At 45.7% G+C, this 25,721-nt stretch carries 26 protein-coding genes, 1 pseudogene and 1 riboswitch; of the genes and pseudogenes, 3 read left to right on the top strand and 24 right to left on the bottom strand.

Annotated features, from left to right (window positions below):
* Positions 1–110: 110 nt before the first annotated feature.
* The gene (locus tag ACXN9U_RS04100; protein ID WP_060964883.1) at positions 111–713 is read right to left on the bottom strand and encodes a YphA family membrane protein; all 603 of its coding nucleotides are present in this window, start codon (positions 711–713) and stop codon (positions 111–113) included.
* A 76-nt stretch (positions 714–789) separates the two neighbouring features.
* Between ACXN9U_RS04100 and ACXN9U_RS04095 the strand changes: the two genes are divergently transcribed.
* Positions 790–921 (top strand): YpzI family protein, encoded by a 132-nt coding sequence (locus ACXN9U_RS04095; protein ID WP_003153429.1) that lies wholly within the window; start codon positions 790–792, stop codon positions 919–921.
* Positions 922–952: 31 nt separating this feature from the next.
* On the opposite strand, the gene fni is transcribed toward ACXN9U_RS04095, so the two are convergent.
* From fni to ACXN9U_RS04010, 17 genes and pseudogenes are all read right to left on the bottom strand, one after another.
* A complete protein-coding gene (gene fni, locus ACXN9U_RS04090) occupies positions 953–2,002 on the bottom strand; it encodes a type 2 isopentenyl-diphosphate Delta-isomerase (protein WP_489202194.1) in 1,050 nt (349 codons plus the stop codon).
* 14 nt (positions 2,003–2,016) lie between these two features.
* Positions 2,017–3,165, bottom strand: coding sequence for a 30S ribosomal protein S1 (rpsA, locus tag ACXN9U_RS04085; protein ID WP_045925476.1), 1,149 nt, complete (start codon positions 3,163–3,165; stop codon positions 2,017–2,019).
* A gap of 228 nt (positions 3,166–3,393) precedes the next feature.
* The gene (gene cmk, locus ACXN9U_RS04080; protein ID WP_489202193.1) at positions 3,394–4,068 is read right to left on the bottom strand and encodes a (d)CMP kinase; all 675 of its coding nucleotides are present in this window, start codon (positions 4,066–4,068) and stop codon (positions 3,394–3,396) included.
* A gap of 78 nt (positions 4,069–4,146) precedes the next feature.
* Entirely contained in the window at positions 4,147–4,323 is a 177-nt protein-coding gene (locus ACXN9U_RS04075) for a YpfB family protein (protein WP_016939115.1), read from the bottom strand.
* Positions 4,324–4,369: 46 nt separating this feature from the next.
* Positions 4,370–5,026 (bottom strand): flagellar brake protein, encoded by a 657-nt coding sequence (locus tag ACXN9U_RS04070; protein ID WP_489202192.1) that lies wholly within the window; start codon positions 5,024–5,026, stop codon positions 4,370–4,372.
* A gap of 87 nt (positions 5,027–5,113) precedes the next feature.
* Positions 5,114–6,463 carry a germination protein YpeB gene (ypeB, locus tag ACXN9U_RS04065; protein WP_016939117.1) on the bottom strand — a complete coding sequence of 450 codons (1,350 nt, stop codon included), beginning with the start codon at positions 6,461–6,463 and terminating at the stop codon, positions 5,114–5,116.
* Between the two features lie 24 nt (positions 6,464–6,487).
* The gene (gene sleB, locus ACXN9U_RS04060) at positions 6,488–7,354 is read right to left on the bottom strand and encodes a spore cortex-lytic enzyme (protein ID WP_060964878.1); all 867 of its coding nucleotides are present in this window, start codon (positions 7,352–7,354) and stop codon (positions 6,488–6,490) included.
* Positions 7,355–7,484: 130 nt separating this feature from the next.
* Complete coding sequence (prsW, locus tag ACXN9U_RS04055) at positions 7,485–8,141, bottom strand: glutamic-type intramembrane protease PrsW (protein WP_045925478.1); 657 nt, start codon at positions 8,139–8,141, stop codon at positions 7,485–7,487.
* A 94-nt stretch (positions 8,142–8,235) separates the two neighbouring features.
* Positions 8,236–9,219, bottom strand: coding sequence for a YpdA family putative bacillithiol disulfide reductase (locus ACXN9U_RS04050; protein ID WP_016939120.1), 984 nt, complete (start codon positions 9,217–9,219; stop codon positions 8,236–8,238).
* 106 nt (positions 9,220–9,325) lie between these two features.
* On the bottom strand, positions 9,326–10,600 hold the full coding sequence (gudB, locus tag ACXN9U_RS04045) for an NAD-specific glutamate dehydrogenase (RefSeq protein ID WP_016939121.1): 1,275 nt from the start codon (positions 10,598–10,600) through the stop codon (positions 9,326–9,328).
* A 159-nt stretch (positions 10,601–10,759) separates the two neighbouring features.
* On the bottom strand, positions 10,760–11,344 hold the full coding sequence (locus tag ACXN9U_RS04040; protein WP_060964877.1) for a genetic competence negative regulator: 585 nt from the start codon (positions 11,342–11,344) through the stop codon (positions 10,760–10,762).
* 151 nt (positions 11,345–11,495) lie between these two features.
* The gene (locus ACXN9U_RS04035; protein ID WP_060964876.1) at positions 11,496–12,284 is read right to left on the bottom strand and encodes a metallophosphoesterase; all 789 of its coding nucleotides are present in this window, start codon (positions 12,282–12,284) and stop codon (positions 11,496–11,498) included.
* An 87-nt stretch (positions 12,285–12,371) separates the two neighbouring features.
* Entirely contained in the window at positions 12,372–12,830 is a 459-nt protein-coding gene (locus ACXN9U_RS04030; RefSeq protein WP_016939124.1) for a YpbF family protein, read from the bottom strand.
* Positions 12,831–12,893: 63 nt separating this feature from the next.
* A pseudogene (locus tag ACXN9U_RS04025) lies at positions 12,894–13,670 on the bottom strand (LysM peptidoglycan-binding domain-containing protein).
* A complete protein-coding gene (locus ACXN9U_RS04020; protein WP_047475711.1) occupies positions 13,648–14,235 on the bottom strand; it encodes a CPBP family intramembrane glutamic endopeptidase in 588 nt (195 codons plus the stop codon). Before ACXN9U_RS04020 ends, ACXN9U_RS04025 begins: the two are co-directional and overlap by 23 nt.
* A 14-nt stretch (positions 14,236–14,249) precedes the next feature.
* Positions 14,250–15,740: a RecQ family ATP-dependent DNA helicase gene (locus ACXN9U_RS04015; protein ID WP_060964873.1), complete on the bottom strand. Its 1,491-nt coding sequence runs from the start codon at positions 15,738–15,740 to the stop codon at positions 14,250–14,252.
* The gene (locus ACXN9U_RS04010) at positions 15,733–16,791 is read right to left on the bottom strand and encodes a YpbB family protein (protein ID WP_060964872.1); all 1,059 of its coding nucleotides are present in this window, start codon (positions 16,789–16,791) and stop codon (positions 15,733–15,735) included. Before ACXN9U_RS04010 ends, ACXN9U_RS04015 begins: the two co-directional genes overlap by 8 nt.
* 270 nt (positions 16,792–17,061) lie before the next feature.
* Here ACXN9U_RS04010 and ACXN9U_RS04005 point away from each other — a divergent pair, with 270 nt between their 5' ends.
* Entirely contained in the window at positions 17,062–17,310 is a 249-nt protein-coding gene (locus ACXN9U_RS04005) for a ferredoxin (protein WP_003153403.1), read from the top strand.
* 140 nt (positions 17,311–17,450) lie between these two features.
* Here ACXN9U_RS04005 and fmnP read toward each other — a convergent pair whose 3' ends face one another.
* Positions 17,451–18,023, bottom strand: a complete 573-nt coding sequence (gene fmnP, locus ACXN9U_RS04000) for a riboflavin transporter FmnP (protein ID WP_015240114.1) — start codon at positions 18,021–18,023, stop codon at positions 17,451–17,453.
* A gap of 147 nt (positions 18,024–18,170) precedes the next feature.
* Positions 18,171–18,305: riboswitch (FMN riboswitch) on the bottom strand.
* Between the two features lie 205 nt (positions 18,306–18,510).
* Between fmnP and serA the strand changes: the two genes are divergently transcribed.
* Positions 18,511–20,088: a phosphoglycerate dehydrogenase gene (gene serA, locus ACXN9U_RS03995; RefSeq protein WP_060964871.1), complete on the top strand. Its 1,578-nt coding sequence runs from the start codon at positions 18,511–18,513 to the stop codon at positions 20,086–20,088.
* 45 nt (positions 20,089–20,133) lie between these two features.
* Here serA and ACXN9U_RS03990 read toward each other — a convergent pair whose 3' ends face one another.
* From ACXN9U_RS03990 to ccsB, 5 genes are all read right to left on the bottom strand, one after another.
* On the bottom strand, positions 20,134–21,237 hold the full coding sequence (locus tag ACXN9U_RS03990; protein WP_479370988.1) for a sugar dehydratase: 1,104 nt from the start codon (positions 21,235–21,237) through the stop codon (positions 20,134–20,136).
* Complete coding sequence (sigX, locus tag ACXN9U_RS03985) at positions 21,173–21,757, bottom strand: RNA polymerase sigma factor SigX (RefSeq protein WP_016939131.1); 585 nt, start codon at positions 21,755–21,757, stop codon at positions 21,173–21,175. The genes ACXN9U_RS03990 and sigX overlap by 65 nt, the downstream gene beginning before the upstream one ends.
* Before the next feature lie 189 nt (positions 21,758–21,946).
* Positions 21,947–23,728: an ATP-binding protein gene (locus ACXN9U_RS03980; protein ID WP_016939132.1), complete on the bottom strand. Its 1,782-nt coding sequence runs from the start codon at positions 23,726–23,728 to the stop codon at positions 21,947–21,949.
* Positions 23,725–24,447, bottom strand: coding sequence for a DNA-binding response regulator ResD (resD, locus tag ACXN9U_RS03975; protein WP_003153397.1), 723 nt, complete (start codon positions 24,445–24,447; stop codon positions 23,725–23,727). The genes ACXN9U_RS03980 and resD overlap by 4 nt, the downstream gene beginning before the upstream one ends.
* Before the next feature lie 80 nt (positions 24,448–24,527).
* The gene (ccsB, locus tag ACXN9U_RS03970; protein WP_489202191.1) at positions 24,528–25,703 is read right to left on the bottom strand and encodes a c-type cytochrome biogenesis protein CcsB; all 1,176 of its coding nucleotides are present in this window, start codon (positions 25,701–25,703) and stop codon (positions 24,528–24,530) included.
* Between the last annotated feature and the right edge of the window lie 18 nt (positions 25,704–25,721).

Here is a 25,721-nt window from a genome sequence, read left to right as displayed (position 1 = left end):
AAGAACCCTTCAAACAGAAGGGCTTAACTCATTTATTATATCAGTTTTCACCGAGATCACAATGTATTCTTCGAAATGTTTCGCATTCATACAACAGTCTCCGTCCGTTTTCAAGACATTTTGGTGGCCCCTTTGCCCTGCTTTTTGCTTTTTTGGCTGATGCGTGCGGCAAGCTGTTCATAGGTAGTCAGCCCGATAAGCAGAATCACTCCCGCCGAGCAGCCTGAAAGCCATTGATAGCCGCCGACGGCTGCCGCGCCTGCAATTTTGTGAATGACCGCCGAATACAATAACTCTCCCTGGCACATGCCGAGAACAAAAAGACAAAGCCTCTCAGGAAATCGCCCCTCAACAGAAACCGCGATAACGGTAAGCAGTATGACAGCCGCCCACTCAGGTTTTATGATAAACCAAACGGGATCATATAATGCAAAAAGAAAGATAAAGCCGTACGCTGCAGCAGCCGTCAGATGAATCAGGACATTACGGAGCCGCTTATGCATGCCGAGGCTCCCCGCGTAAACAAATGCCGCAGCAAAAAACATGACATATGCCGCGTTCAGTGTAAAATAAGCGGTCATCTGATGTATGCTTGCCATCATATTAGTCAAAATAAAGACTGATACGTAAAAACGGCTTTTCGTTTTGGCAAAAATAAAAGTCGCAAGTATCCATAAAAACCACATCGACCAGTAATAATAAAACGGTTCCATAAATCGCTCCTCCTTTGATCAGTATGGAGCGGGAACGCATTTTTTAAACCAATTATCCTGAAAGGAGCGGATGATGATGGGAAAAGACAGACAGGAGAAAAAACTGAAAGCCTCCCGCCGGGTGGAATCGGACCGCGACGATTCGATTCACCATAAAGGAGCGACAAGCCTCGAGCAAAACGGGGAATTCCGAAAAAGAAAATCGTAAAGCAAAAAAGGCATGCGGGTCCGCATGCCTTTTAACGTCTGCTGAAACGGGATGTGTCAATTCCCCGTTCAGAAAGCCAGTGATGTGTGTCACCTTTTATGACCAAAGGCGCCTTTTGCAATTGGGCGACCGTTTGACACCCAAGGACGGTCATAATCATTTTCAGCTCTTGTAAAAGCGCCGTCATCTCGTTCAAAAGACCCTCTTCTCCTTTTGAGGTGAGAGCTTTCAGGAAAGTGCCCGCCATTCCCGCGCAGCATGCGCCGAGAGCAATCGATTTGGCGACATCCAGCGCACTTTGCAGCCCTCCGGATGCGATAACGGATTGATCAGCGGAAAGCGAACGGATTTCCGCTAAACTTGCGGCTGTAGAAATTCCCCACGTGTTAAAAAATTGAAGCGCCTTCTCTCTGCGCAGATTTTCAATTTTAGAGAAATTTGTTCCGCCGTATCCGCCGGCATCAACAGCCGCCGCCCCGGCATCAAATAACCGCCGAGCCGATTCCCTGCTCATGCCGAAGCCGACTTCTTTGACAAAAACGGGCACTCCCGCTCCTTCGGCAATCCGCTCAATGCGGCTGAGGGCGCCCGTAAAGCTTCTGTCTCCCTCGGGCATGACGATCTCCTGAATCACATTCAAATGAATCTGGAGGGCGTCTGCTTCAATCATATCAACTGCCCTTTTCGCCTGCTCGGCGTCCGCCTCGCTGCCTAAATTCGCAAATATTAACCCGTCCGGATTCTCTTTTCTGACGATTTCGTAGGAATATCGTTCAGCGGGATCTTTCAGTGCCGACATTTGCGAACCGACAGCCAGCGGCATGCCGGATTTGTGCGCGGCTCTTGCCAGTGACCTGTTAATTTCGTATGTAAGCTGTCCGCCGCCGCCTGTCATCGCATTGATAAAAATCGGCGAACTGCTTGTGAGTCCGCCGATTTTCGTTGAGATATCCACTTTTTCCAATGCAAGGTCTGGCAGGCTGACATGAACAAACGTAATATCATCAAACCCCGTTTCCCGGCTTTGACCGGTAGACAGCGCATGATTTATATGTTCTCTTTTGCGTTCTGCTCGTGTCACGTTTTATCACCAATTTATTTTAATTTATTAAGCTTGTCCCCGATTAAATCGCCAAGCTGGAAGCCTGTGCTCGGCTCTTCTTTCGCCTGGTATTGACGGAAGTCTTCCTGATCGGCTTTCGGCGCTTCTTCAAGCTCACGCATGCTTAAGGAGATGCGTTCTTCGCTTTCGTTAACGTCAAGGACTTTCACTTTAACAGTCTGTCCTTCTTCAAGCACTTCATGCGGCGTTCCGATATGTTTATTGGAAATTTGCGAAATGTGCACAAGTCCTTCCACGCCGGGAAGAATTTCCACAAAGGCGCCGAAGCTTACAAGGCGCTGCACTTTTCCTTCAAGCACATCTCCCTGCTTCACCTTTTCGCCGATCTGGCTCCAAGGTCCCGGCAGCGTTTCTTTAATAGATAAAGAAATACGCTCGTTATCGCGGTCTACGGACAATACTTTCACTTTTACGTCCTGTCCCTCTTCTACGACGTCAGACGGTTTTTCGACGTGTGAATGAGACAGCTGCGAAATATGAACAAGCCCGTCGATTCCGCCGATGTCGACAAACGCGCCGAAATCAGTCAGGCGCTGCACTTTTCCTTCAAGCACGCTTCCAACTTCAAGCGTTTGGAGAAAATCGTGCTTTTTGGCTGTCTGTTCTTTTTCCACTACAGCCCGGTGTGAAAGAATCACACGGTTTTTATCACGGTCAAGTTCAACGACGATAAGAGAGAGAGTTTTCCCTTTATAGTCAGTGAAATCCTCGACGAAATGAGCTTCGACAAGTGATGCGGGAATAAAGCCGCGAACGCCGATATCAACGACGAGACCGCCTTTCACCACATCTTTCACTTCAGCTTCAAACACTTCTTTTGTTTCGAATTTTTTTTCAAGGTCTTCCCAAGCGCGGTCAGCATCAACGGCACGTTTAGATAAAATCAAAGCATCGTCTTCCACTTTTGTTACTTTCAGGTCAAGCTCGTCGTCAACTTTTACGACATCCGATGCTTTCTCTACATGAAGACTTGATAATTCACTGATTGGAATGATCCCGGATTGTTTGACATTGATAATTTCGACATCTACATGCTTGTCCTCTACCTTTGTCACAATCCCTTTTACTACATCTCCAACCTCTGGCACTTGAACATCAATTTGATTCATTTCCTCTGTCATTTGAATAACCTCCTTGGTCCAAACCTACACAGCTTAATTAAAACGGTTTGAAAGCTGAACATGTGAATGTCCGCTTTTCAGCCGAATATGTATTAAAGAATCATCCAAAAAAAGATTTTGAATGATCAATAAAAAGTTTTATTAGTATTAACTTCTAATAAAAGGACTGGTTTGTCAAGCAATAACATCTTGTCTTTTGAAAAAAATTAAAATGAGCTCCGCCCGATGTTAACGTGATTTCTGTTCAACGATCTCCAGAATTTTTCCTGCGACCTCAGGAATGCTCAGTGACGTCGTATCGATTTCCACCGCGTCGTCCGCTTTGCGCAGCGGGGAAACTTCCCTCTCTGAATCGAGTTTATCGCGTCTTGCAATTTCTTCAATGAGCGTCTCGTAATTCACGTCATAGCCCTTTTTCTTATTCTCTTCATATCGGCGCTTCGCTCTTTCTTCTACGGACGCCAAAAGGAAAATCTTCACTTCCGCATCAGGCAGCACGTGAGTTCCGATATCACGTCCGTCCATGACGACGCCGCCCTTTTCTCCGAGCTGCTGCTGTCTTTTCACCATTTCTTCTCTGACGCCTTTATGCTTGGCGGCGATTGATACTTGGTTGCTGACTTCGTCTTTTCGGATTTCTTCTGTCATATCTTCTCCGTTTACCAGAACGATTTGTCCTTCCGGAGCGGATACAAGCTCAATTTCCGTACGCTTCAAAAGCTCTGTGAGCGCGGCTTCATCCGTTAAATCGGCATTTTGCTTGAGCGCCGTATATGTAATGGCACGATACATCGCTCCCGTGTCAATGTACACATATGATTTTTTCTCAGCCACTATTTTAGCAACGGTGCTTTTTCCGGCAGCCGCCGGACCGTCGATTGCAATTGATAATTTCTTGTCCATAATCTCTCTCCTTGCTCTTTACTCCTCTATGGATTGTATCATGAACTGTCCGAAAAGGGGCGAAAAAATTGAGACGATTTACCGCTTTACCGTTTCAATCCATTCTTTTTTCTCCATTTTATCCACTCCTTCATATTTCACAGCTTTCGAAATATAAGGTTCAATAGGCTGATAATGAAGCAAAAACTGTACCGCGCCCAAAATAACGAGCTGAATGCAGACCAATTTGACCAGCAGACGTTCAAATGTTTTCATACACGCGCACCTCCATTAGGATTAGTATGGAAAAGTGCGCTGCAGTTTATTCCGGCAGACGGTTTCTTCTCTGCTGCAGCTGCACGCGCATACAGTATCGGAGTATATGCTGCTGAGACGCGGGGTCGATGTCTGTAAATTCAAGCGTCATTTTTCGTTTCGCCGCCTTTTCATCATAAAAAACCCGCTGGGTAACGGCCTCGGCCGTTATATCCGCTGGATTTTCCTTTTCGGAGAGAGTGAACGAAACATACAGCTTTTCACCCGGTTCCGCGGAAATATGTTCAGGCAGCACAACTGCAATTCCGCCGGCGCTCATATTAGAAGAAACTGTTTGAAAGGCGTTTTTTTCCGCTTCCATTTTGACGGCTACATCCAATACAGCGTCTGCACGGACGTACCGGCGTCTTTGAATCCGCTTCATTTCTTCCTTAGGGGGAATATCCAGTCCGATCATCGGGATGGGATCTTTTTTCTTTCCTTTGATTATGGTTTTAAATTGATAAGGCACTTGGCCGTTCCCCATACATTCAGCTGTTATCTCCAACCCTTTGTGCAAAAAGACCGTCCGTCCCGTATCCAGATCGACGGGATATGAGATGTACAGTTCACCGCTTTCAATACTGACTGCTTTGCTCCTCGCTTTTTTGAACTCATTGTTCTCTATGTATTCAATCCAAATATAATCTCCGACAGCTATCATGGGCCTTCACTCTTTCATTATTTATGCTTTTATTAAAGCATGTAATGAAAAAAAGGAAAAGACTTTTAGTCCTTTCCTCCTTTATTTTTATAGGTCTTTGTATATAGGTTCTGCACTTTTTAATTTTTCTATTTTTTCTTCTTTTCCGTCGTCCGCATTGATGAACATTTGATATGTGTCTTTCCCGATCGTCCCGAGCATTTCATAGCAAAGCACTTCCTGGCCGAGTTCATTCGTGATCAGTGCCTGCCGCGTCTCCCGGACTTCAACATTTTTATTCAGCTTCGCTTTCGCTTCATCAGCCGATAAAGCCGGAGCCGGAATTGTTCTCGTGCGGTGCGCCGCCAAATAATCACGCGCGGAGAAGCCGACAACTTCACCGTCATCCAGCGCCACCTTCATCCGGATGGCTTCCGGATAAATACGGACGTTTTTCTCAACGGGAATAAAAGAGAAGACGCCGATGTTGTTATATTGCGCGCTTTCATCAATTTCGAGATTTTTTGTTTCATAACCGTTTTTCTTTAAAAACGCGACGGCCCGGTTAGATGCTTCATTTAGGCTGATCTTTTGTTTCTTCACGGCCCGCTTTTGAATTAAATAGACCGGATGTCCGCCTTTTTGGGTAATATCCATATAGATAAAAGACTTGCTGTCGGCGTCTTTCATGCGGATGCTGTATACGTCCCGATTCGTCTTCCGGCCGCTTTTGACCACTTTAATGGAATAATTATGATCAGGCGCAAACCGTTGCGCGATTTTAACCGCTTCTTTTTCCGTAATTTGTTTTCCTTTCAGATGCGTAAAACCTTTTCGTTCTGTGTTTGCGCTTGTAAACGTAGGACTGGTGCTGTCTTCAGAAAAAGCGCCTACATTTTTTTCGACTGTTTTAAAGCTGTCGACGATCGTATTATCGCTTTGTTTTTTGTCAGAGGCGAGCGCCATCTCAACATCCATCCACCGCAGATTTTTGCTCATGACGAGATGCTGAACGCTGCGCAGCTGGTTTTGAATGTTCTCCGCCTGTTTGTACAGGCTGTTCAGTGTTGTATATTCTTTCTTATCAAGCGGTTTTTGATCTAAATCCCGGACGGATGTTTTATAGCTGAAATCTCCTATATTGGATAAAAACTCCTCCGTCTTATTAAAAGGCATGAGAGTCAGCGGCAGCTGGCTCACATTGTTATGAGCTTCAGATGTTATTCTCCATACATCAATGAGCGCCGGAGACAGAGATTTTTTACTGTTCATAGCAAGCGTCGTCCCGATTTTGTCGTGAAGCTGATCTACATGGTACGTCAGTTCATGAAATGCCCTCTGATAATTATTTTCCGCATGCAGAAGGACCGCATCTTTTTCCTGATGCTCTTTATATCCCCAATACCCGGTTGCGGCGATCGCGACACCGAGAACAGCGATAATGATTCCTCTAATCATGTTAACACCTCATTTTTCGTACTTTTACTCACAGAAAATGTGTTTTCCGATCTGTTTAATCTGCGGACGTCCCCAAATCCATTTGCTTGTCGCCGTATCAGGATTGAAATAATAAAGCGCGTTTTCAGAAGGGTCCCAGCCGTTAATCGCATCAAGAACCGCTTCTTTTGCTCTTTCATTCGGCTGCATATATATTTGGCCGTCGGCAACAGCGGTAAACGCGAGCGGTTCGAAAATGACGCCGGCCACCGTATTCGGAAATAACGGGCTTTTAATACGGTTTAAAATAACAGCGGCGATGGCAACCTGTCCTTCAAACGGCTCACCGCGCGCTTCCCCGTACACAGCCTGCGCCAGAAGATTGATGTCGTTGTTTGAGAAACCGCCCGGCATATTGGCCGCTGTCGTATTTTGCTTTTGATTTGACTGACCGCCTGTATTGTTTTGCGGTTTTTGAGCGGGCTTATTCGTTCCAGCAGGTTTCTGCGCGCCGGCAGACGGTTTCGTTTGGTTTTTTAAAGGAACGTTGCCATAATGGGTGAACGTATTTCCTTTTTGAATCTGCTCCATTACATATTCGCGGTAGTATTTTGATTTTGAAATCAGCACCTGCTTGGTTTTCGCGCCGACGAGGCCGTCAACCGGCTTCATGCCGAATTTCTCCTGAAAATTCCGTACGGCCCAGTATGTCGTCCAGCCGTAAACACCATCGATTTTCCCGTTATAAAATCCGTTATATTGCAGACGGGCCTGCAATTCTATAACATCATCACCCGTTGCGCCTCTTTGAATCACTTGATTTGAAAACGCATGGGCCGTTTCATGATCGAAGATAGCGGCGGCGAATGAAAATAGAATAAGACAAGCCATAAGCGCTCCTTTACACTTCATCTTTTCAAGCCTCCTCCAGCAAAATTTAAAGTGTACCCGTATTGTCTGTCACGAGGTTATTTTTATGCACGTTTCCTTCTTATCCCCTGTCAAGGCATAAAAAAGAAACCGCACGCGGCGCGCGGTTTCTTCATACTTGGATTATATTGACGGAACGTGCTTTTTTTGCCTTCCTCAGCCCGAACCACCATAAAAACAGCATAAACGGCAGCATATAATATACCCAATGATTGAGGGCGGTAAGAATAAAATCGTAAGAACCATGCAGACATGAAGGCACAACCAGTGAAATCACTAGCCACTTCACACGGGCTTTTTTCTGCGAAAAGCGGGCTTTTCCAAGATAAAACCCCATGATCACCCCGATCAGCGCGTGGCAGGAGACCGGCAGAATCGCCCTTATGAAAGCATGCTCAACACCGTGGCCGAATAAATAAAGGATATTTTCAAGCGTCGCAAAGCCTAATGACACACTTGCCCCGTAAACGATTCCGTCATAATGCTCATCAAAATGAGCATGCGGGTACACACTGATCATCAGAACAAACCATTTCACCGACTCTTCCAAGAAGCCCGAAGACAAAAACGAAACGAAAAAGCTTCCTCCCCCTACATGCTCTTTTTCAAGAACATACTGGATGAACATGGTCGGAAACACAAGTACAACTCCGAGAAAAAAAGACCTCAGCACCATATGTACGGGTTCATTATCATATTGATCTTTTAAATAAAAATAACTTAACAGCGCAATGCCGGGAGCAATTCCTGCAGAGATGATTGCAAACATCAGGCAACCTCTTTCCTGTATATTCCTATATCTATCGTACCATGTTGTTTATATTTTTACATCTTCCAATTTCTAAAAAAGAGCATATGAATGATCATATGCTCTCTGCACCCAGCCGTTTTGAAATTTCGTTTGCGATCAAGCCGCCGTGAAAACGGCCGTTCTCGATAAAAATTTCATTGGCGTTATTTCCCGCTGCAATAACCCCGGCAATAAAAACACCATCAACATTTGTTTCCATCGTTTCTTCCCGGAAAAACGGCCGGCCTGATTCTGCATCAATCTGCACACCGATTTTTTCAAGAAATCCGTGATCGGGATGATATCCTGTCATGGCAAATACGAAATCGTTTTTCAGCCTGACCGTCTCATTCCTGCCGGAGCGGAAAATGATCTCATCTTCCGTCACCTCTTCAAGACAAGCGCCGAATTCCATCCGGATTGTTCCGTTTCTGACGAGGGCCTCAAACTCAGGCAGAATCCACGGCTTGATGCTCGGGGAGTACTCGTTTCCTCTGTAGAGCACCGTAACGCGCGCGCCAGACTTCACCAATTCCAAAGCCGCATCTACACTTGAGTTTTTCCCGCCGATCACCGCGACATCCTTATCAAAATAAGGATGGCCTTCTTTAAAGTAATGAAATACCTTAGGAAGCTCTTCACCCGGTATGTTCATATAATTCGGATGATCATAATATCCTGTCGCGATAATACAAAACGGAGTGAGATAGCGGTCTTTTGACGTTTCGACAAGAAAACGGCCGTCTTCTTGTTTGGTCACTCGCTCCACCGTTTCAAAGGCGTTTACACGAAGCTCTTTTCTTCTGACAACCTCTCTGTAATACGAGAGAGCCTGTATTCGGACCGGTTTTCTGTTTTCCGTTATAAAGGCGACATCGCCGATCTCCAGTTTTTCACTTGAACTGAAAAAAGTTTGATGTGTCGGATAGTGATAAATGCTGTTTACGACATTTCCTTTTTCAATCACAAGGGCGTTTACGCCAATTTGCTTCAGATGTATAGCCGCCGATAATCCGCAAGGACCTCCGCCTATTATAATTGCTTTTTCTTCTGTCATGTCCTTCAACTCCTGCGATTTGGCATTTCCATCATAAGTTTCCACTCATATAAAAAATCTCCTATATTATCATAGGAGATTTTTTTTGTTTATGCAAACGATTGGTTTATATCCAGCCTCTGAAACGCGAAGCCTCCGCCATTTTCCGCACGCCGACCATATAAGCCGCAAGCCTCATGTCAATCCGGCGGTTTTGGGACATTTCATAAATATTATTAAACGATTTTACCATCATATTTTCCAGTTTTTCTTCGACTTCTTCTTCACTCCAGTAGAAGCCCTGGTTATTTTGAACCCATTCGAAATAAGAAACCGTTACACCGCCGGCACTCGCCAGAACATCGGGAACCAGCAGCGTTCCTTTGTCTGTCAGGATTTTCGTTCCTTCCAGTGTCGTCGGTCCGTTTGCCGCTTCTACTACGATTTTCGCTTTGATGCGGTCAGCGTTTTCTTCTGTAATTTGGTTTTCGATCGCTGCCGGGACCAGTATATCACAGTCAAGCTCAAGCAGCTCCTGATTCGTAATGGTGTCATTGAAGAGCTTCGTCACTGTGCCGAAGCTGTCTCTGCGGTCAAGCAGATAATCAATATCAAGACCGTCCGGATCGTAAAGACCTCCGTACGCGTCAGAAATTCCGACAACTTTCGCGCCGGCGTCATGCATAAATTTTGCCAGATAGCTGCCCGCGTTTCCGAAACCTTGTACGACGACGCGCGCGTTCTGAATATCGAGGCCTTTTTTCTTGGCCGCTTCTTTAATGCAGATGGTGACGCCTTTTGCCGTAGCTGATTCCCTGCCGTGGGATCCGCCGAGTACAAGCGGTTTTCCCGTAATAAAGCCGGGTGAGTTAAATTCATCAATTCGTGAATATTCATCCATCATCCAAGCCATAATCTGCGAGTTTGTAAATACGTCAGGCGCCGGGACGTCTTTAGTCGGTCCGACAATCTGGCTGATTGCTCTGACGTATCCTCTGCTCAGTCTTTCAAGCTCTCTGAATGACATATTTCTCGGATCACAAACAATTCCGCCTTTACCACCGCCATAAGGAAGATCAATAATGCCGCATTTTAAACTCATCCAGATAGAAAGTGCTTTCACCTCTTTTTCAGTTACATTCGGGTGAAAACGAATACCGCCTTTTGTCGGACCTACGGAATCATTGTGCTGCGCACGATAGCCTGTAAATATTTTCACAGACCCGTCATCCATCCGAACCGGAATTTTAACCGTTAATAACCTGAGCGGCTCTTTCAGCAGTTCATACACTTCTTCTGGATACCCCAATTTTTCCAGAGCTTTATGTATTACGGTTTGGGTTGATTTTAATACATCATGTTTGTCTTCTTCATTATGACCGGTGAATCGATCGGCTGCCATTTGAGTTAACCTCCTAAAATCTTCTGTTTCTCTCATGCTCCCTTTCAGTGACTAGTATACACCTTCAATATCTCCGTGCATAGGAGAAAGACAATGATTTTTTCCATAATTTCGCTCAAAAAAAAACGGCCGCTGAAAACAGCAGCCGTTTCATCTTTTTTATGAAAAATGTTTCTGGATGGTCTCTACAGCATTGCCGTCCATGATGAGTTTTCCGTATTCATGGAGCCTGTAGATCGTGATTGTCGCCGGATGCCCGTATTCGGCCAGCACCGAGACAACGCCTTCGGCAGAACGGGAGCCGAGATCTTCAAGACTTACATAGTATTGGTTCTCATAGTGGTAGACGGTTCCGCCGGTAATCCCGATGCGATGAAGGCTCCCGGCAAGCTGAATGATATCTTCAAACGAATGGAACTGATAAATAATATCCGGGCTTTCGTCAAGTTTGACCTGCATCTCGATATAATCATCGTCATATTCGTCATCTTCTGCGTCCGCGTCATGATTTTTCGTTACAATCACAACCATGCCTTGTGCCTGAAGAGAATATACTTCCACCGCGATCGGACCATTCGCTTCAAAGCCGAGCTCTGTATTTGCTTCATTCATCATATCTTTAAATAACTGGTGGACTTTAAACGAGTCCTTCCAGAGGTCTTCTTTTGTCAATCCCCGATCAGTGAGATCGTCGAGGGTTAAAAAGATTTTAATCTTATTATAGTTCAGACGCTCAAGCCGCATAATGTTCCCTCCTGCCTCTTCTTGCACACAAATCATATAACACAGTATATGAATAAATGAGTCATAGGTTCTTAATTTGTTATCAGTTTACACCGTGTACAGCGGGAAGACAAGCAGAATGCCGTTTTTTATCGGAACGGCCGGGTTTGTCTCAGGAAAACGGCTCATCAGGGCCGCACAGCGTAATGATATGCGTCTCCGGTTTCGCTCCGAGCCTCAGCGGAACTTTTGTCGTGCCGTAGCCGTTGCTGATCAGGTAATGCGCTTTTTTTACCGTGCCCGTCCCGCCCAACTCATACGGCCCGAACCGGCCGAAACGGATTTGGCCGCCGTGCGTATGGCCGCTGAACACGGCATCAATTCCGTCAGACTCATTCATCTGCTCATGGATTTCCGGGTTATGGCAAAGCAGGAGATTTACTTGGTTTGCATCCGTATGTCTGACCGCAGATTCGTAATCATCCATCATCATCCGGATATCATCCACGCCGCAGATCGTAACGGTTTCCCCTTTATAAGCAAACTGAACCGATTCATTTCTCAGCGGGATCACTTTATATGCCCGTAAAAGAGAGAGCAATTTTTGCTGGCTGACCTCGTAATCATTATTTCCCCACACATAAATGACAGGCGCAAGAGCCGTCAGACGCTTGATGTTTTCTTCAATTCTGGCGTAAGGAACTCCGCCCTCCGCCAAATCACCGCCGAGTAAAACCGCATCCGGCTTATAGACCGATGCTTCCCAGAGAAGCTTTTCATCAATTAAACGGCGGTGCACGTCAGATATAAAGAAGATGGTGAGCGGCTCCATCCCTTTCATTTTATCAAGCGTAAATGTATGTGTTTTCAGATGGCTGCCGTTTGCCGTTTTGTACATGACGGCCGCCATAACTGCAGCCGCTCCTGCCAATGAACCGAGAATTCCCGCTGTAAGCTTCATAAAATGCACTCTCCATTCTGTCATTGTCTTACATTAGACGGACAAACAAAAAAAGACGTTTCTATCCTTTCCGGAAAACGCCTCTTTTTATTTGCTTTCAAAATAAAGATTGATATCATACCGATGTTTCATCAAGTGAAAAACGGATTCTCTCGCCCGCCATTTTTCCGGCTGAGGCCATAAATCCGTGCTTTTTTGGATAATTTCACATCTCAGTTTATGAAATTCTCCCTCAGCTTTTTCTTCCTTTTTTTTAAAATAATAAGAAGTGCAATACGCAAAAGCGGAAGCCATAATCCAGCACAAATAAACCGTATGGCCTAATATTTCCTGCAGAATCAGCTGCGGAGAAGCTTGGGGGGCATTAAAGCTTTTAAAAATCAGCAGTACGCACATCAGGGAAAAGCAAACGAGGGACGCCCACTGCCATCTTCGGCATTGCGCGGCATAATTTTCGTATTTTAATTTCCTTTTAACCAGTGCCTGAAGCATTTGTTTCGTCGGTCCGTCAGCAAATCGGTCTAATTGCTTCCATAAAGAATCCATGCGCTTCACACCTTGTCCGTTTTCATTGGTACACTATATGAAAGCCGCGGTGAAAATATGTATTTATTCGGACAGCGGAATGTTCAGAACCTGGCCGGTATACACGTCGTTTCCGTTTAACCCGTTGTAGCTGCGGATTTTTTCTTCGCCCGCCCGGCTTTTATAATATTTCATTGAAATGCGGTAAAGCGTTTCTTTCGGCTGTACAGTATGCTGGACGGTCCGCACTTTTTGCCGGGCGGTTCCGGCTTGATCACTGCCGGCAGCCGGAACCGCTTTTTCACGGACAGCCGGCGGAGACTGCTGTTTGGCCTCCGCATATTCGGTTTCTGTCGGCTTCACCACCTGTTATTCTGAAGCCGTTTCCGTTTTTTTCGGTGTTTTTTCAATCGGTTTTTTTTTCGTTTTTTCAGATGCGGCCGTTTCTTTTTTTTCTTTGGCCTCAGACTTTTTTTCCGGCTCTTTTAAAAGAGCCGTTTCGGATGTTTCTTTCTGAACGTCCGCTTTCGGAGTAACGGCAGGCGCGCTTTCACTGTGATCTATGAAGACATCTTCATAATCCTTCGGGTCAAATCTGCTGCTGTTCGTCATATACAGAAGACCGAAAAAGACACCGATTGTCACAATAATAAACAGAACGGTCAGGAAAGTGAACAGCGGTGTTTTTGTTTTGGTTTTTTCCTTCACCTGCTCTTCCTTTTTTTTACGCTCCTCTTTTACAGATTGTCTTGTCGGGAGGCTGTCTTCAAGATATTCAATTTGTTCATCCGCGGCCGCGGCAACCTGCTGCTCGGCACGCAGCTGAGCTTTTCTTCTTTCAACTCTTGACATTTCCGTCATGCAAACCCCTCCTCACATATTGAAAACGGATTTGACAGGCAAATACCGCATCAATAATAAAATGCGCTGTAACCGGAACGAATAAATTGCCGGTCCATTCATAAATAAGTCCCAGCAAAAGACTGATGCCCGCAACCATAATAAACAGAAGCCACTTCGCCAAGTATCTGAAATGAAGCACGGTGAAAATCAAGCTGGCGGCCCATAAACCGATATGTGTCTGCAGGACGCCTCTGAATAAAATCTCTTCGCTGAACGAAATGAGAAGCGTCAAAAACAAAATGTGCAAAACCGGCCTGTTCTTAAAAAGCAGTGTATTAATACCGCCGTCATCATATAAATGCGAAGGACACCATTTCATCACCGCCAGATCGGCAAAAATGACAAGGACGGCAAGAGTTACACCGTACCATATGATTTTATCGTCACGTATATGCCAAAGCTTTAAAAAATCGTGAACATCAGTGAAAAAGAAAAAGCCAATAACCGCTGAAGCCGCCAATATGAGCAATTGGGTAACATAAAGCTGTATGACAATCTCACGGTCTGAGAGCTGATGGATCAATTCGCTTTGCCGTCTCAGCTCAACTCACCCGCAGACTCTAAACCGAAAATCCGGCCTAATTCCATCTTCCAATCTTCAAACCGCTCCATGTTTTTCCGTTCTCCTTTTTGCTCGTACGGGGCCAGATCAACTCCGCAGCTGCTGCAGCATTGTCCTGTTTGATCTTCAGGCTCATACGATTCATCAAAGTAAGCCAACAGCGCTTTTCTTATACATTCTTTCCGCTCCAATAACGCCGAAAAGCGGTTCATTTTATGCAGCTTCTTTTCCACGCGATATGTCAGTTCTTCCTGCAGCTGCTCTTTTGTGGTTTTTCCCTGCAGATACAGGTGGATGGCCGTTCGCGCCTGCGTTTCCTGAACGCCCTTACTTATAAGAACGTCCCGAAGCTTTCGCTCATCGCTCGTACCGGCGTCCCGGATGATGGCCAGAATGCCTTCCAGATCATAATCAGACAAGCTTTCTGTCTGAATAATCTGCTGCTGAAGCTCTGTATCGCCAGGCGCTCTCAGCAAAATACTGACACTAGGGCTGCCGTCGCGTCCCGCTCTGCCGATTTCCTGCATAAAGGCCTCAGCCGTTTGGGGAGGATAAAAGTGAATGACAAAGCGGATATCAGACTTGTCCACACCCATGCCGAACGCATTGGTGCAGCAAATGCAATCAAGCTGGTTATGGATAAATTGCTGCTGGATTAAAATTCTGTCGCCTGTATCCATCCCTCCATGATAATAATCCGTCCGCTTTCCCGTTTTTTCGTTCAGCTCAGCCGCAAGCTCTTCCGCCCACTTTCTGGTCGGACAATACACGATGCCCGGGCCTTCAAGCTTTTCGGCAAGCTCAATAATCCTGCTAATTTTTTCGGCATTATCAGCCAAATGTTCAACCGTCAAAAGAATATTCGGCCGGTTGACAGAATATAGATGGCGCACTGCATGCTCAAGTCCGAGAACCTCCGTCACATCACTGAGCGTTTCTTTTGTCGCTGTTGCGGTCAGCGCCAATACAGGCGGCTTGCCGAGTGCTTGCCTGAAGGGCCCGAGCTTTGAATAATCAGGCCTGAAATCATGCCCCCATTCTGATATGCAATGAGCCTCATCAATGACAAACAAACTGACCGGGACGTTTTTCAAACGGTTCAGCACATAAGGTGACGAGAGGGCTTCAGGGGACATATAAAGAAATTTGTACCTGCTGATGTTGCTGAGAATAAAATGCCGCTCGGCAGCATTCAGCATGCTGTTTAATGCCGCAACCCGTTTTTCTCCTTTCGCTTTCAGCTGCTGCACCTGATCTTCCATTAATGAAAGGAGCGGCGAAATAATCAGCACGAGTCCGTCCATTATGTAACCGGGAAGCTGATAGCATAATGATTTTCCCCCGCCGGTCGGAAGCATGGCGATCGTATCCTTTTTTTGGAGCACGCTAGTCATAATCTCTTCCTGCCCTTTTTTAAACGAATGCAAACCAAAATACCGGTATAAAGCTTTATGGAGCTCAGTCATGCTGTTTCACCGTCTTTGCCAGCGCGAGCCTGATCTGAAAATAGCTGAAGCGCATCTGCATTCCTTCGCGAATCCGTTTAATTTTATTCGTTTGATGCTGTTTTGCAAATGCCGTTATCATACGCTGGTCCTCTTCAGAAATGTACTGTTCTATAAAAAATGCAGGCTGATGCAGTGATATTTCTACGATATGATCTTCGATGGTGGCGGTTTTTAAATTTCTGACCGCGGCGATCCTTTCAATCGGAAACCCTTTTTCCAAAAGCTCCAAGGTTTTTCTGGCAGACTGTGTCAGCGCGCTTTCCGCCCGCAAATCGGACAACAGCTCGCCTAGAGCCGGATGTGCACATTGCGGAAGCGATTGAATAACATAATGTACCGCTCCCCAAAACTGGACGGACACATACCATTCATCTTCGCTCAGCTGAGAAGCGAGCTGCTTATTCGTTTTGCCGATTCTGTCGAAAGATGTTAAAGAATAGACAAAAATAAGGGCTTGCCGTTCACTTACGCCTTGCAGAAGCTGAAACAGCGCGTCATGCATTTGAACGGAGAGCTCTTTGGCGTCTCTGTTTTTGCGCATGAACCGTTTGACCCATCTCAGCGCCTGCACATCGTTTGTAACCGGGATATATTGACTGCATTGGCGCTCTTTGTTTGACAGGACTTGAATGAGCAGGGAAAGCCGCTTCCACAAGGTAACGGCCGGCGTTTGATAATTCGCGCCGTGACAATGCTTCGGCCAAGGCCGCTCGGCAAATGCCCGTTCGAGCTTTTGAACGCCGCGTGCAGTCACTTTACACGTTCCCTCTTCTTTTCCGGCTGTAATGTATGAGTCCCCGGCGAGTTTATGCATAGAATCCGCAATGTCGCCGCGTTCACACTGAGAAGCCATGCCGAAATATTTAGCAATCTGAAATAAGCCGGCATCCTGAATGGTTTGAGACGACTTTTTTCCTTTTAATAAATGAAACACAGCACTCGGAGTCCGTTCGCCGTCTATTTTGTCCAGACAGTCGAGAACCACGGTATCAAAGTAGTTTATCGCCAATCTAAACACACCTACATTCCTTCTGTGACAAGTTTCGTTTTTTGGTTCTTTTTATTTTAACAGATTTTCATATAAATTTGACGTTTAAAGTCATCTTTTGGGGGGAAGTGCTAAAGAGAATCCCTTATGTGATAAGCATTCTCAATCATTTTTCTGTTGAAATTTGACACTAACATCATTACAATAAGTAAGAGGAATAGGTGTTATATTTAAAAAATATATAAGGTAAACCATTTGTTCCAACACGAACAATCTGGGAGGTTTTTTTTCATGGCAAAGTACACAATCGTAGATAAAGATACGTGTATTGCATGCGGCGCCTGCGGAGCTGCAGCACCAGACATTTATGATTATGATGATGAAGGCATTGCATTCGTTACACTTGACGAAAATAAAGGTGTCGTCGAAGTTCCGGAAGTGCTGGAAGAAGATATGATTGACGCATTTGAAGGATGCCCTACTGATTCAATCAAAGTTGCGGATGAGCCGTTCGAAGGCGACCCGCTGAAATACGAATAAAAAAGCCCTCCCCGTGAGAGGAGCTTTTAGTTCTTGAATAAGACTCCGGCTGTTATCGGCCGGAGTCTTATTTTTTTGCGTGATCAAACAATCAAAAAAGCGCCCGGCCTGTGTTTTACAGAGCGGACGCTTTGGAGCGGTTATTGTGTCTGGATGCTGCGTTTTTGTTCAATCCAAGGTTTAAGCTTCGTAAAGATGAATGTAAAGACGATGGTGATGATAACGCCTTTTACAATGTTAAACGGCAGAATTCCTGCCACAACCGCCGTTTTTAATTGGCTGTTTGACAATGCCGGTGAATGTAAAAACCAAGTATACGCAGGCAGGATGAGAATGTAGTTCAAAATACTCATCAGCACGGTCATTGCTGCGGTTCCGGCCAGCAGGCTCACTGCAAGTCCTTTAGCAGATTTGAGCTTTTTAAACATAAACGCCGTCGGCAGAATAAACAGCGTCCCCGCGATAAAATTGGCTGCCTGCCCGACAGGCACGCCGGCCATGCTTCCTTGAATGATATACTGCAGAATATTTTTAATCGCTTCAACCGCAATCCCCGCCGCAGGCCCGTAAACCAAAATGGCAATAATTGCAGGAACGTCACTGAAATCAATTTTCAAGTAATCCGGCAGACCCGGAAACGGGAAATTTAACAGCATAAGCACAAACGCAATGCTGCTAAGCATACTGATGACAACTAATTTTTTTACTTTCACAATGCTCTCTCCTTTTCGATCAAATCTCTCGAAAAGAGGAAAGGTTCTTTTGCACCTCAATAAAAAAACCGCTTTTATTAAAAAGCGGGAGCTTACTAAGGCTTGGCAAAGAAACGTTTGATATAAGCATCAAAACGTCTGCTGAACCTCCATCTTCTCCCATCCAGACTATACTGTCGGCTCCGGAATCTCACCGGATCCTGCCGCCGAAGCAGCTCGCGGGCTTAGAGCATGACGCTCATCACCGCCGGTAGGGAATTTCACCCTGCCCCGAAGATTGATCTTATGAATTTATTCACATTATATATGATCAAATTGTAATTGTATAGAGAACTGCTCAATTTTATATAAAATATTGATAAAGCCCATTTTAACTGAATTATCGGCTTCCTTTTCTCCTTTACTGCGTCAATACACATTGACACTCAATTAAGAATATGATAAATTATCAGATATTTAGTCAGCTAAACTAGGAGGAAATCTAACAATGTTTCGAGTTTTGGTCTCAGATAAGATGAGCAATGACGGCTTAAAGCCGCTGATGGAATCAGACTTTATAGAAATTGTTCAAAAAAACGTCGCGGATGCAGAAGATGAATTACATACCTTTGATGCCCTGTTAGTCCGCAGTGCCACAAAAGTAACCGAAGAATTGTTTAAAAAGATGACTTCTTTAAAAATCGTCGGCAGAGCCGGTGTCGGCGTAGACAACATCGACATTGATGAGGCCACAAAACATGGAGTTATCGTGATTAATGCGCCGAACGGAAACACCATTTCAACGGCAGAGCATACATTCGCGATGATTTCTTCATTAATGAGACACATTCCGCAAGCCAATATTTCAGTCAAATCAAGGGAATGGAACCGGACGGCTTTTGTCGGAGCGGAACTTTACGGAAAGACTTTAGGTATTATCGGTCTGGGCCGGATCGGAAGCGAAATCGCCCAGCGCGCCAGAGCATTCGGTATGACTGTCCATGTATTCGATCCGTTCTTAACCGAGGAGAGAGCCGGCAAAATCGGCGTGAACAGCCGGACATTCGAAGAAGTGCTTGAAAGCGCGGATATCATTACCGTTCACACGCCTTTAACAAAGGAAACAAAAGGTCTGCTTAACAGAGAAACCATTGCCAAAACAAAAAAAGGCGTCCGCCTGGTCAACTGTGCAAGAGGCGGGATTATTGATGAAGCTGCGCTTTTGGAAGCGCTGGAAAGCGGGCATGTCGCAGGCGCTGCGCTTGATGTGTTTGAAGTGGAGCCTCCTGTTGAGTCAAAACTCCCAGATCATCCGTTAGTGATCGCCACACCTCACTTAGGCGCATCAACGAAAGAAGCACAGCTGAATGTCGCGGCGCAGGTTTCTGAAGAAGTGCTGCAGTTTGCTAAAGGTCTGCCTGTCATGTCGGCGATCAATCTGCCTGCGATGACGAAGGATGAATTCAAAAAAATTCAGCCTTATCACCAAATTGCCGATAAAATCGGAAGTCTCGTGTCACAATGTATGAAAGAACCCGTCAAGGATGTTGCCATTCAATATGAAGGCACTATCGCGAAACTTGAAACATCATTTATTACAAAAAGTCTGCTGTCCGGCTTCTTAAAACCGCGTGTAGACTCAACTGTCAATGAAGTGAACGCCGGCGGTGTAGCAAAAGAACGCGGAATCAGCTTCAGCGAAAAGATTTCCTCCAATGAAACAGGATATGATAACTGCATCAGCGTAAAAGTGACCGGTGACCGGAGCACCTTTACGTTAACAGCTACGTATATCCCTCACTTCGGTGAACGAATCGTTGAACTGAACGGCTTTAATATTGACTTAAATCCTGCCGGCCACCTCGTTTATATCCAGCATCAGGATACGACCGGTGTAATCGGACGCGTCGGACGCATCCTCGGCGATAACGATATCAATATCGCTACCATGCAGGTAGGCCGTAAAGAAAAAGGCGGAGAAGCCATTATGATGCTTTCTTTTGATAAACATTTAGATGACAAAGTCGTCAATGAGCTGACTTCAATTCAGGATATTGTCTCAGTTAAATTGATTGACCTTCCGTAACAAACAAAAAACCCAAAACATTCATATGTTTTGGGTTTTTCACATTTAATGGTTCGGAAGCGGATTAGGCGCGGCGGGCACAGCGATCGGTTTTGTCACATCATAATTGCCGATTTTCTTTGTATGCGCATGTGTGAACAGCACCTCAGAATAACCGAATTCCTTCGCAGTTAACAGAAGCCCTTCAATCATTAAAATGCCTTCCAACGAATCTTCAACTTTATGTTTTTCGGACAACTGGATCCGCAGCTGCTCGCCGCTTTCCCTTTCCGATACCGATGCAATCGCATCTGCTTCTATAATGCTCGCGGTCTGTGAGTCTCCGTCTGTTGTTTTCATCCCGTCAATGGCCTGATAAACTGAATAATAGGTTTGTTCAGACGGAATGAGATACTCTTGTCCCAGACTGTCGCGATAAGAAAAATACGCCCGGTTGGCCTGCTTATGTACGGACATCTCAGCCGAAAGGCCGGAAGCTTTAAAAAAATCCTGACCGTCTCCGTTTTGAATCTTTGTCAATTTTATCCGCTCGTAAGGACTCCAGGTCAAAGTCTCTTCCAGCATCTTTTTCAATAAATCAGCTTCGGCAGCTGATTCGATTGAAAGCCGTCCGTTTACCTGCACAAGCAAATCTTTCTTAACCGCGGTTACTTGCACACCGTCCAAAAGCTGAGGAACAGAGAGGAAAGATTCGGGCACTTCTAAGTTTTCTGCATCAGAGAATGCCTCTGAAACCGATTCGTCAGGCTTCTTTTTTTCAAAACTGACCGGAATGACGGCGGATGTATCTGAATCGGCAAACGCCAAAGTAATGTAATTGTTTTTGTTTTCGTTAGAAACGACAAACGTCTTCTGATCCGGCTTGACAGCAGCTGACTGACTGGCTTTTTCAGCTTGACCGCTGTCAGCTGTAAGATCACCGGCAGATTCGTTTTTTGTCATCAGGTGAGGAGATATAATCAGAGCGATGCACAATGCGCAGATGCCGGCGGCGGCGGGGCCAACCCAGCTTCGGACCGGTTTTTTTCTGTCCTGTCTACCCGTTTCAACATTCCGGTAAATGGCCTCTGGTGAACGATGATCTCTAACCGCCGGAAGTTGTCTTAACAACTCCTCTACCCTTTCTTCGTTCCAATATGACTTCATCATCCATTAGCTCCTCCCTCAAAAGCTCCATCTGTTTCCGAAGTATTTTGAGCCCTCTGTGTTGGGTCGTTTTGACTTTGCTTTCCGAGAAGCCAAGAGCGGCGGCTGTTTCCTGAATGGAATATCCCTGAATAAATCTCAGGATAATAACAGCTCTTTGATCTATAGTGCAGTGATCAAGCGCAGTATAAATTTCCCGGACATTTTCATGCTGTACGGCGAGTTCGTCCGGAAGCAAATGCTGATCTCTGACATCTTGTGTATCCCAATCAAACGTACCCATAATACGCTGTCTGATCGTCTGCTGCTTGCGGAACCAGTCAATCGCCACATGGCGCGCGATGGACAACAGCCATGTTTTTTCACTGCTTCTTCCTTCAAAAGTATGATAAGAATTCAAGACGCGGATATACACTTCCTGCGCCAGATCCTCAGCCTGAGTCTTATCTTTCACCATATAAAATAAAAATTGGTATAAATCTTGATGGTATGAATCATATAATATCTGAAAGGTTTCTTCCATGGGAAGCCCCTCCGTTCACTTTTTTGTCGTAAAAATGCGTTGAAAAGTTACATTACAACTATATTACGAGAAACTGGAATTTGGAAGGGAATTTATATTAACATATTCTTAAATTTTTAAAGGAGAAATAAACAAAAACACCCGCATGTTCTGCGGGTGTTTCGTATGGAACAAGATTGTTCGTCAATTTCAGACGCCATCCTGCACTTTTGTCGGAATATAAAATGTAAATGTCGTTCCTTTGTCAATGCTGCTGTGCACCGCAATTGAGCCGCCGTGGGCTTCCACGATATTTTTTACGATGGCAAGTCCGAGTCCGGTTCCTGCCCTGCCCCTTGTTCTCGCCTTGTCCGCTTTATAAAAACGTTCAAAAATAAAAGGCAGGTCCTCTTCAGGTATTCCCGAGCCGGAATCTTTAATATCGATTTTCAAACCGTCTTTCACGGTCTGAACCGCGATATGAACGTTTCCGCCTGACTCTGTGTGACGCAGCGCATTATCTATAAGGTTGGTAAACACCTGCTCCATTTTGTCTTCGTCAAAAACACACTCCGGCTGAGACACGGCAATATCTTCTGTGAGCGAAACCTCTTTTTCTTTCGCTACACCGGAGAATTTCCGGGAGATCTTCTCCAGAAATTCATGCAGATTCACCGTCTCATAATGCAGGCCCGTATGTCCGGATTCCATTCTGGCCAAATCCAGCAAATCATTGACGAGCCGGCCCATGCGAAGAGATTCATCATAAATGATCTGTGCGATTTCTTTTTTCTCCTCTTCGGTGCTTGCAATGTCGTCCACTATTGCTTCGCTGTATCCCTGCAGCATAGAAATCGGGGTCCTGAGTTCGTGACTGACATTGGCAATGAAATCTTCACGCAGCTTATCAAGCCTGCGCTCTTCGGTCATATCACGGAGCACGGCTACGGCGCCGCGGACGTGTGATTCCGCATAAAGAGGCGACATTAATAAAACCCATGACCTTCCTTGAAGCGTCATCTCAATCATTTGCTCTTTTTCTGTGCTCACGGCATTTTGGAAAAGCTCTTTCGCCTCAGGCGGAAGATTGTCTCCTTCTTTAATATTCATATTCTGCTCATAATACCAGGCCTGCAGAAAGCGTTCAGCCGGCGGGTTTGTCACCAAAATGGTGCCGTCGATATTAATGGTGATAACTCCGTCTGCCATACTGCTTAAAATATTGGACAGCTGTTCTTTTTCCTGATTCAGCGCGTTGATATGAAAATTGAGCTGCCGGCCCATCTGATTAAAGGCGATGGCAAGCTCCCCGATTTCATCTTGAGTAAGAATCGGAATCTTTGTATCAAACTTTCCTTTCGCCAAATCCTGGGCGCCTTCCCGCATTTTCCGAAGCGGGTACGTCACCCTGCTGGACAAGAAGAAGGCGAAAAACGTTGTCAAGACAATGGCGATGCCCGCCGCAAGAAAAATATAGCGTGTCGTATGTTTCGTCGTATCTTTGACGGCAAGCAGCGACTGAGATAAAAAGACCATGCCTTTTTTGCCGTCTTTTTCATACGGCACTCCGACGATCAGCCGTTCGTTATCGGAACCGGCATTGTTGGGCACCGCGCGTTTGCTTACTTTTTTTCGGTCTGTCAGCGCCTTGTGCAGATCCCGGTCGTGTTTGATCTGTTCCAATGTAATAGAGGATAAATGATTATCGTCATTGGGCGAATACCAGACATGCTTATCGTCCTGAATGATCGCGATACTCGTTAAATTGTCCGCCAGCTCCCACGTGATGGATCTGGCAAGCGGCTGGTCTTCATGATTTTCTATAATGACCGCAATTTTATCGGCAAGCTGCGTTAAATCTTTTTCTGCTTCTTCTACGTGGTAATTTTCTATAAACTCCAGAAGCAGCACCGTTAAAATAAATAAAACAATTAATACGAGTGAAAGAATGGTAAACCAAAGCTTTCCTACTACGCTTTTCCAAAACTTCATTCAGCGCCTACCTCAAATTTGTATCCGACTCCCCATACGGTGACGATTTTTTTCGCCGCTCCCGGGGATACTTTATTTAATTTTTCACGGAGCCGTTTGACATGGGTGTCAACCGTTCTGAGATCACCGAAGAATTCATACTGCCACACTTCTTTTAAAAGTTTTTCTCTGTCATACACTTTGTCAGGCGTTTTTGCCAGAAAGTACAGCAGTTCATATTCCTTCGGCGTCAGGCTCACCTCTGTGCCGTCCGCGGTCACTCTGTGAGCATCGTGATCGATGGAAAGATGCGAAAAGACGAGCACATTTTTTGTCGGCGTATTGGCTGTCAGATAGGATGTTTGGGAAGCTCTTCTTAAGAGCGCCTTTACCCGGAGCACCACTTCTCTCGGGCTGAAAGGCTTCACGATATAATCGTCCGTGCCTGCTTCAAACCCCTGGACGCGGTTGGCTTCTTCCCCTTTTGCCGTCAGCATGATAATCGGCGTTGCTTTTTTTTCTCTGAGCTGCCGGCATACTTCTATTCCGTCCGTTCCCGGCATCATTAAATCCAAAAGCACCAGATCATAATCTGAGGCCAGCCCCATTTTAATGGCCTCATCGCCGTTTTCCGCTTCTTCAATCACATAGTTTTCCCGTTCAAGGTACATTCTTAAAAGGCGTCGAATTCTGGCTTCATCATCTACTACTAATATTTTAGTTTCATTTGTTTGATCCATCGTTTTCCCCCTGCTTTCCTTCTGTTACTATCATTTTAACAAACTGCACGGCTGCTTGAGAACTGTATCGGCTTTCGGCTCTATGCGTACGAATGAAGTCCGGCAAGCACGAGATTCACAAAAATTAAGTTAAACATAATAATGGCGAAACCGATGACGGCAAGCCACGCGGACTTTTCGCCATGCCAGCCTCTCGACAGCCGCAAGTGCAAGTACGCTGCGTAAAATAAAAAGGTGATCAGCGCCCATACTTCTTTCGGGTCCCAGCCCCAAAAACGCGTCCATGCAAGCTGAGCCCAGATCATCGCAAACACAAGCGCGCCGAGCGTAAATACCGGAAAGCCGATAGAAACCGCGCGGTAGCCGACTTCATCTACCAAGTCCAGATTCACATTTTTGACGAGCGGGCTTAAAAGAGCACTGATTCTCTTTCTGAATATCAGTCTGAGGGCGCCGTATAAGACGAGACCCGCGCCAAACGACCAGATCACCGTATTGACCTTTCTGCCTGAAAAAATAGCCGGCAGCTCAATAAACGGCTTCATCGCGCCTTCTGTAAGCAGTTCTCCCTCATGCGGGCCGACAAGCGCAGGCATATCATATATCATGACGCTTTTGGCGTCTTTTTTATCCACCCAATTAAATTCGGCTTTATAGTCCGCCAGCCGGAATGCCGACGTCGCAGCGATAAATGCCACCGTCGTCACAATAATAAACATGATGACCTCGAGCCAGAACGTTTTTTTGCCCGGTCTGGACTGGTCGACATGCTTTAACAGGAAAATGACACCGGCTACAAAGCTGATCGCAAGAATTGCCTGCCCGAGCGCCGCCGTCGTGACGTGAATGTACAGCCAATTGCTCTGCAATGACGGAATAAGCGGCGTAATATCAGCGGGAAACATGCTTGCGTACGCGATCAGCAAAAGCGCGACAGACAATGTGAACATGCCTAAAGACGGCAGTCTGTAAATAAAGTAAATAATAATAAAAGCGAGAACAAGCATCATGCCGAATGACGTTGTAAATTCAAACATATTGCTGACAGGCGCATGCCCGCTTGCCGACCATCTCGCAATGAAGTAGGCGAGATGGCATAGAAATCCGACAATGGTTAACGTGATTCCGATAGCCGACCAGCGGCCCTTCCCGTCCTTTGCGCCTTTTGTTCCCCGGATGGCGCCGCCGAAAACCGGGACGGCAATTAAATAAATCAAAAAGGCAGCATAAAGAAAATTTGCGCTCAGCTCCGCCATGACACCACTCCTTTTTCA

It is taken from the genome of Bacillus sp. BACIII (assembly GCF_057836745.1).
The sequence above is the reverse complement of the archived record's forward strand: the minus strand, read 5'-3'. Positions and strand labels throughout refer to the sequence as shown.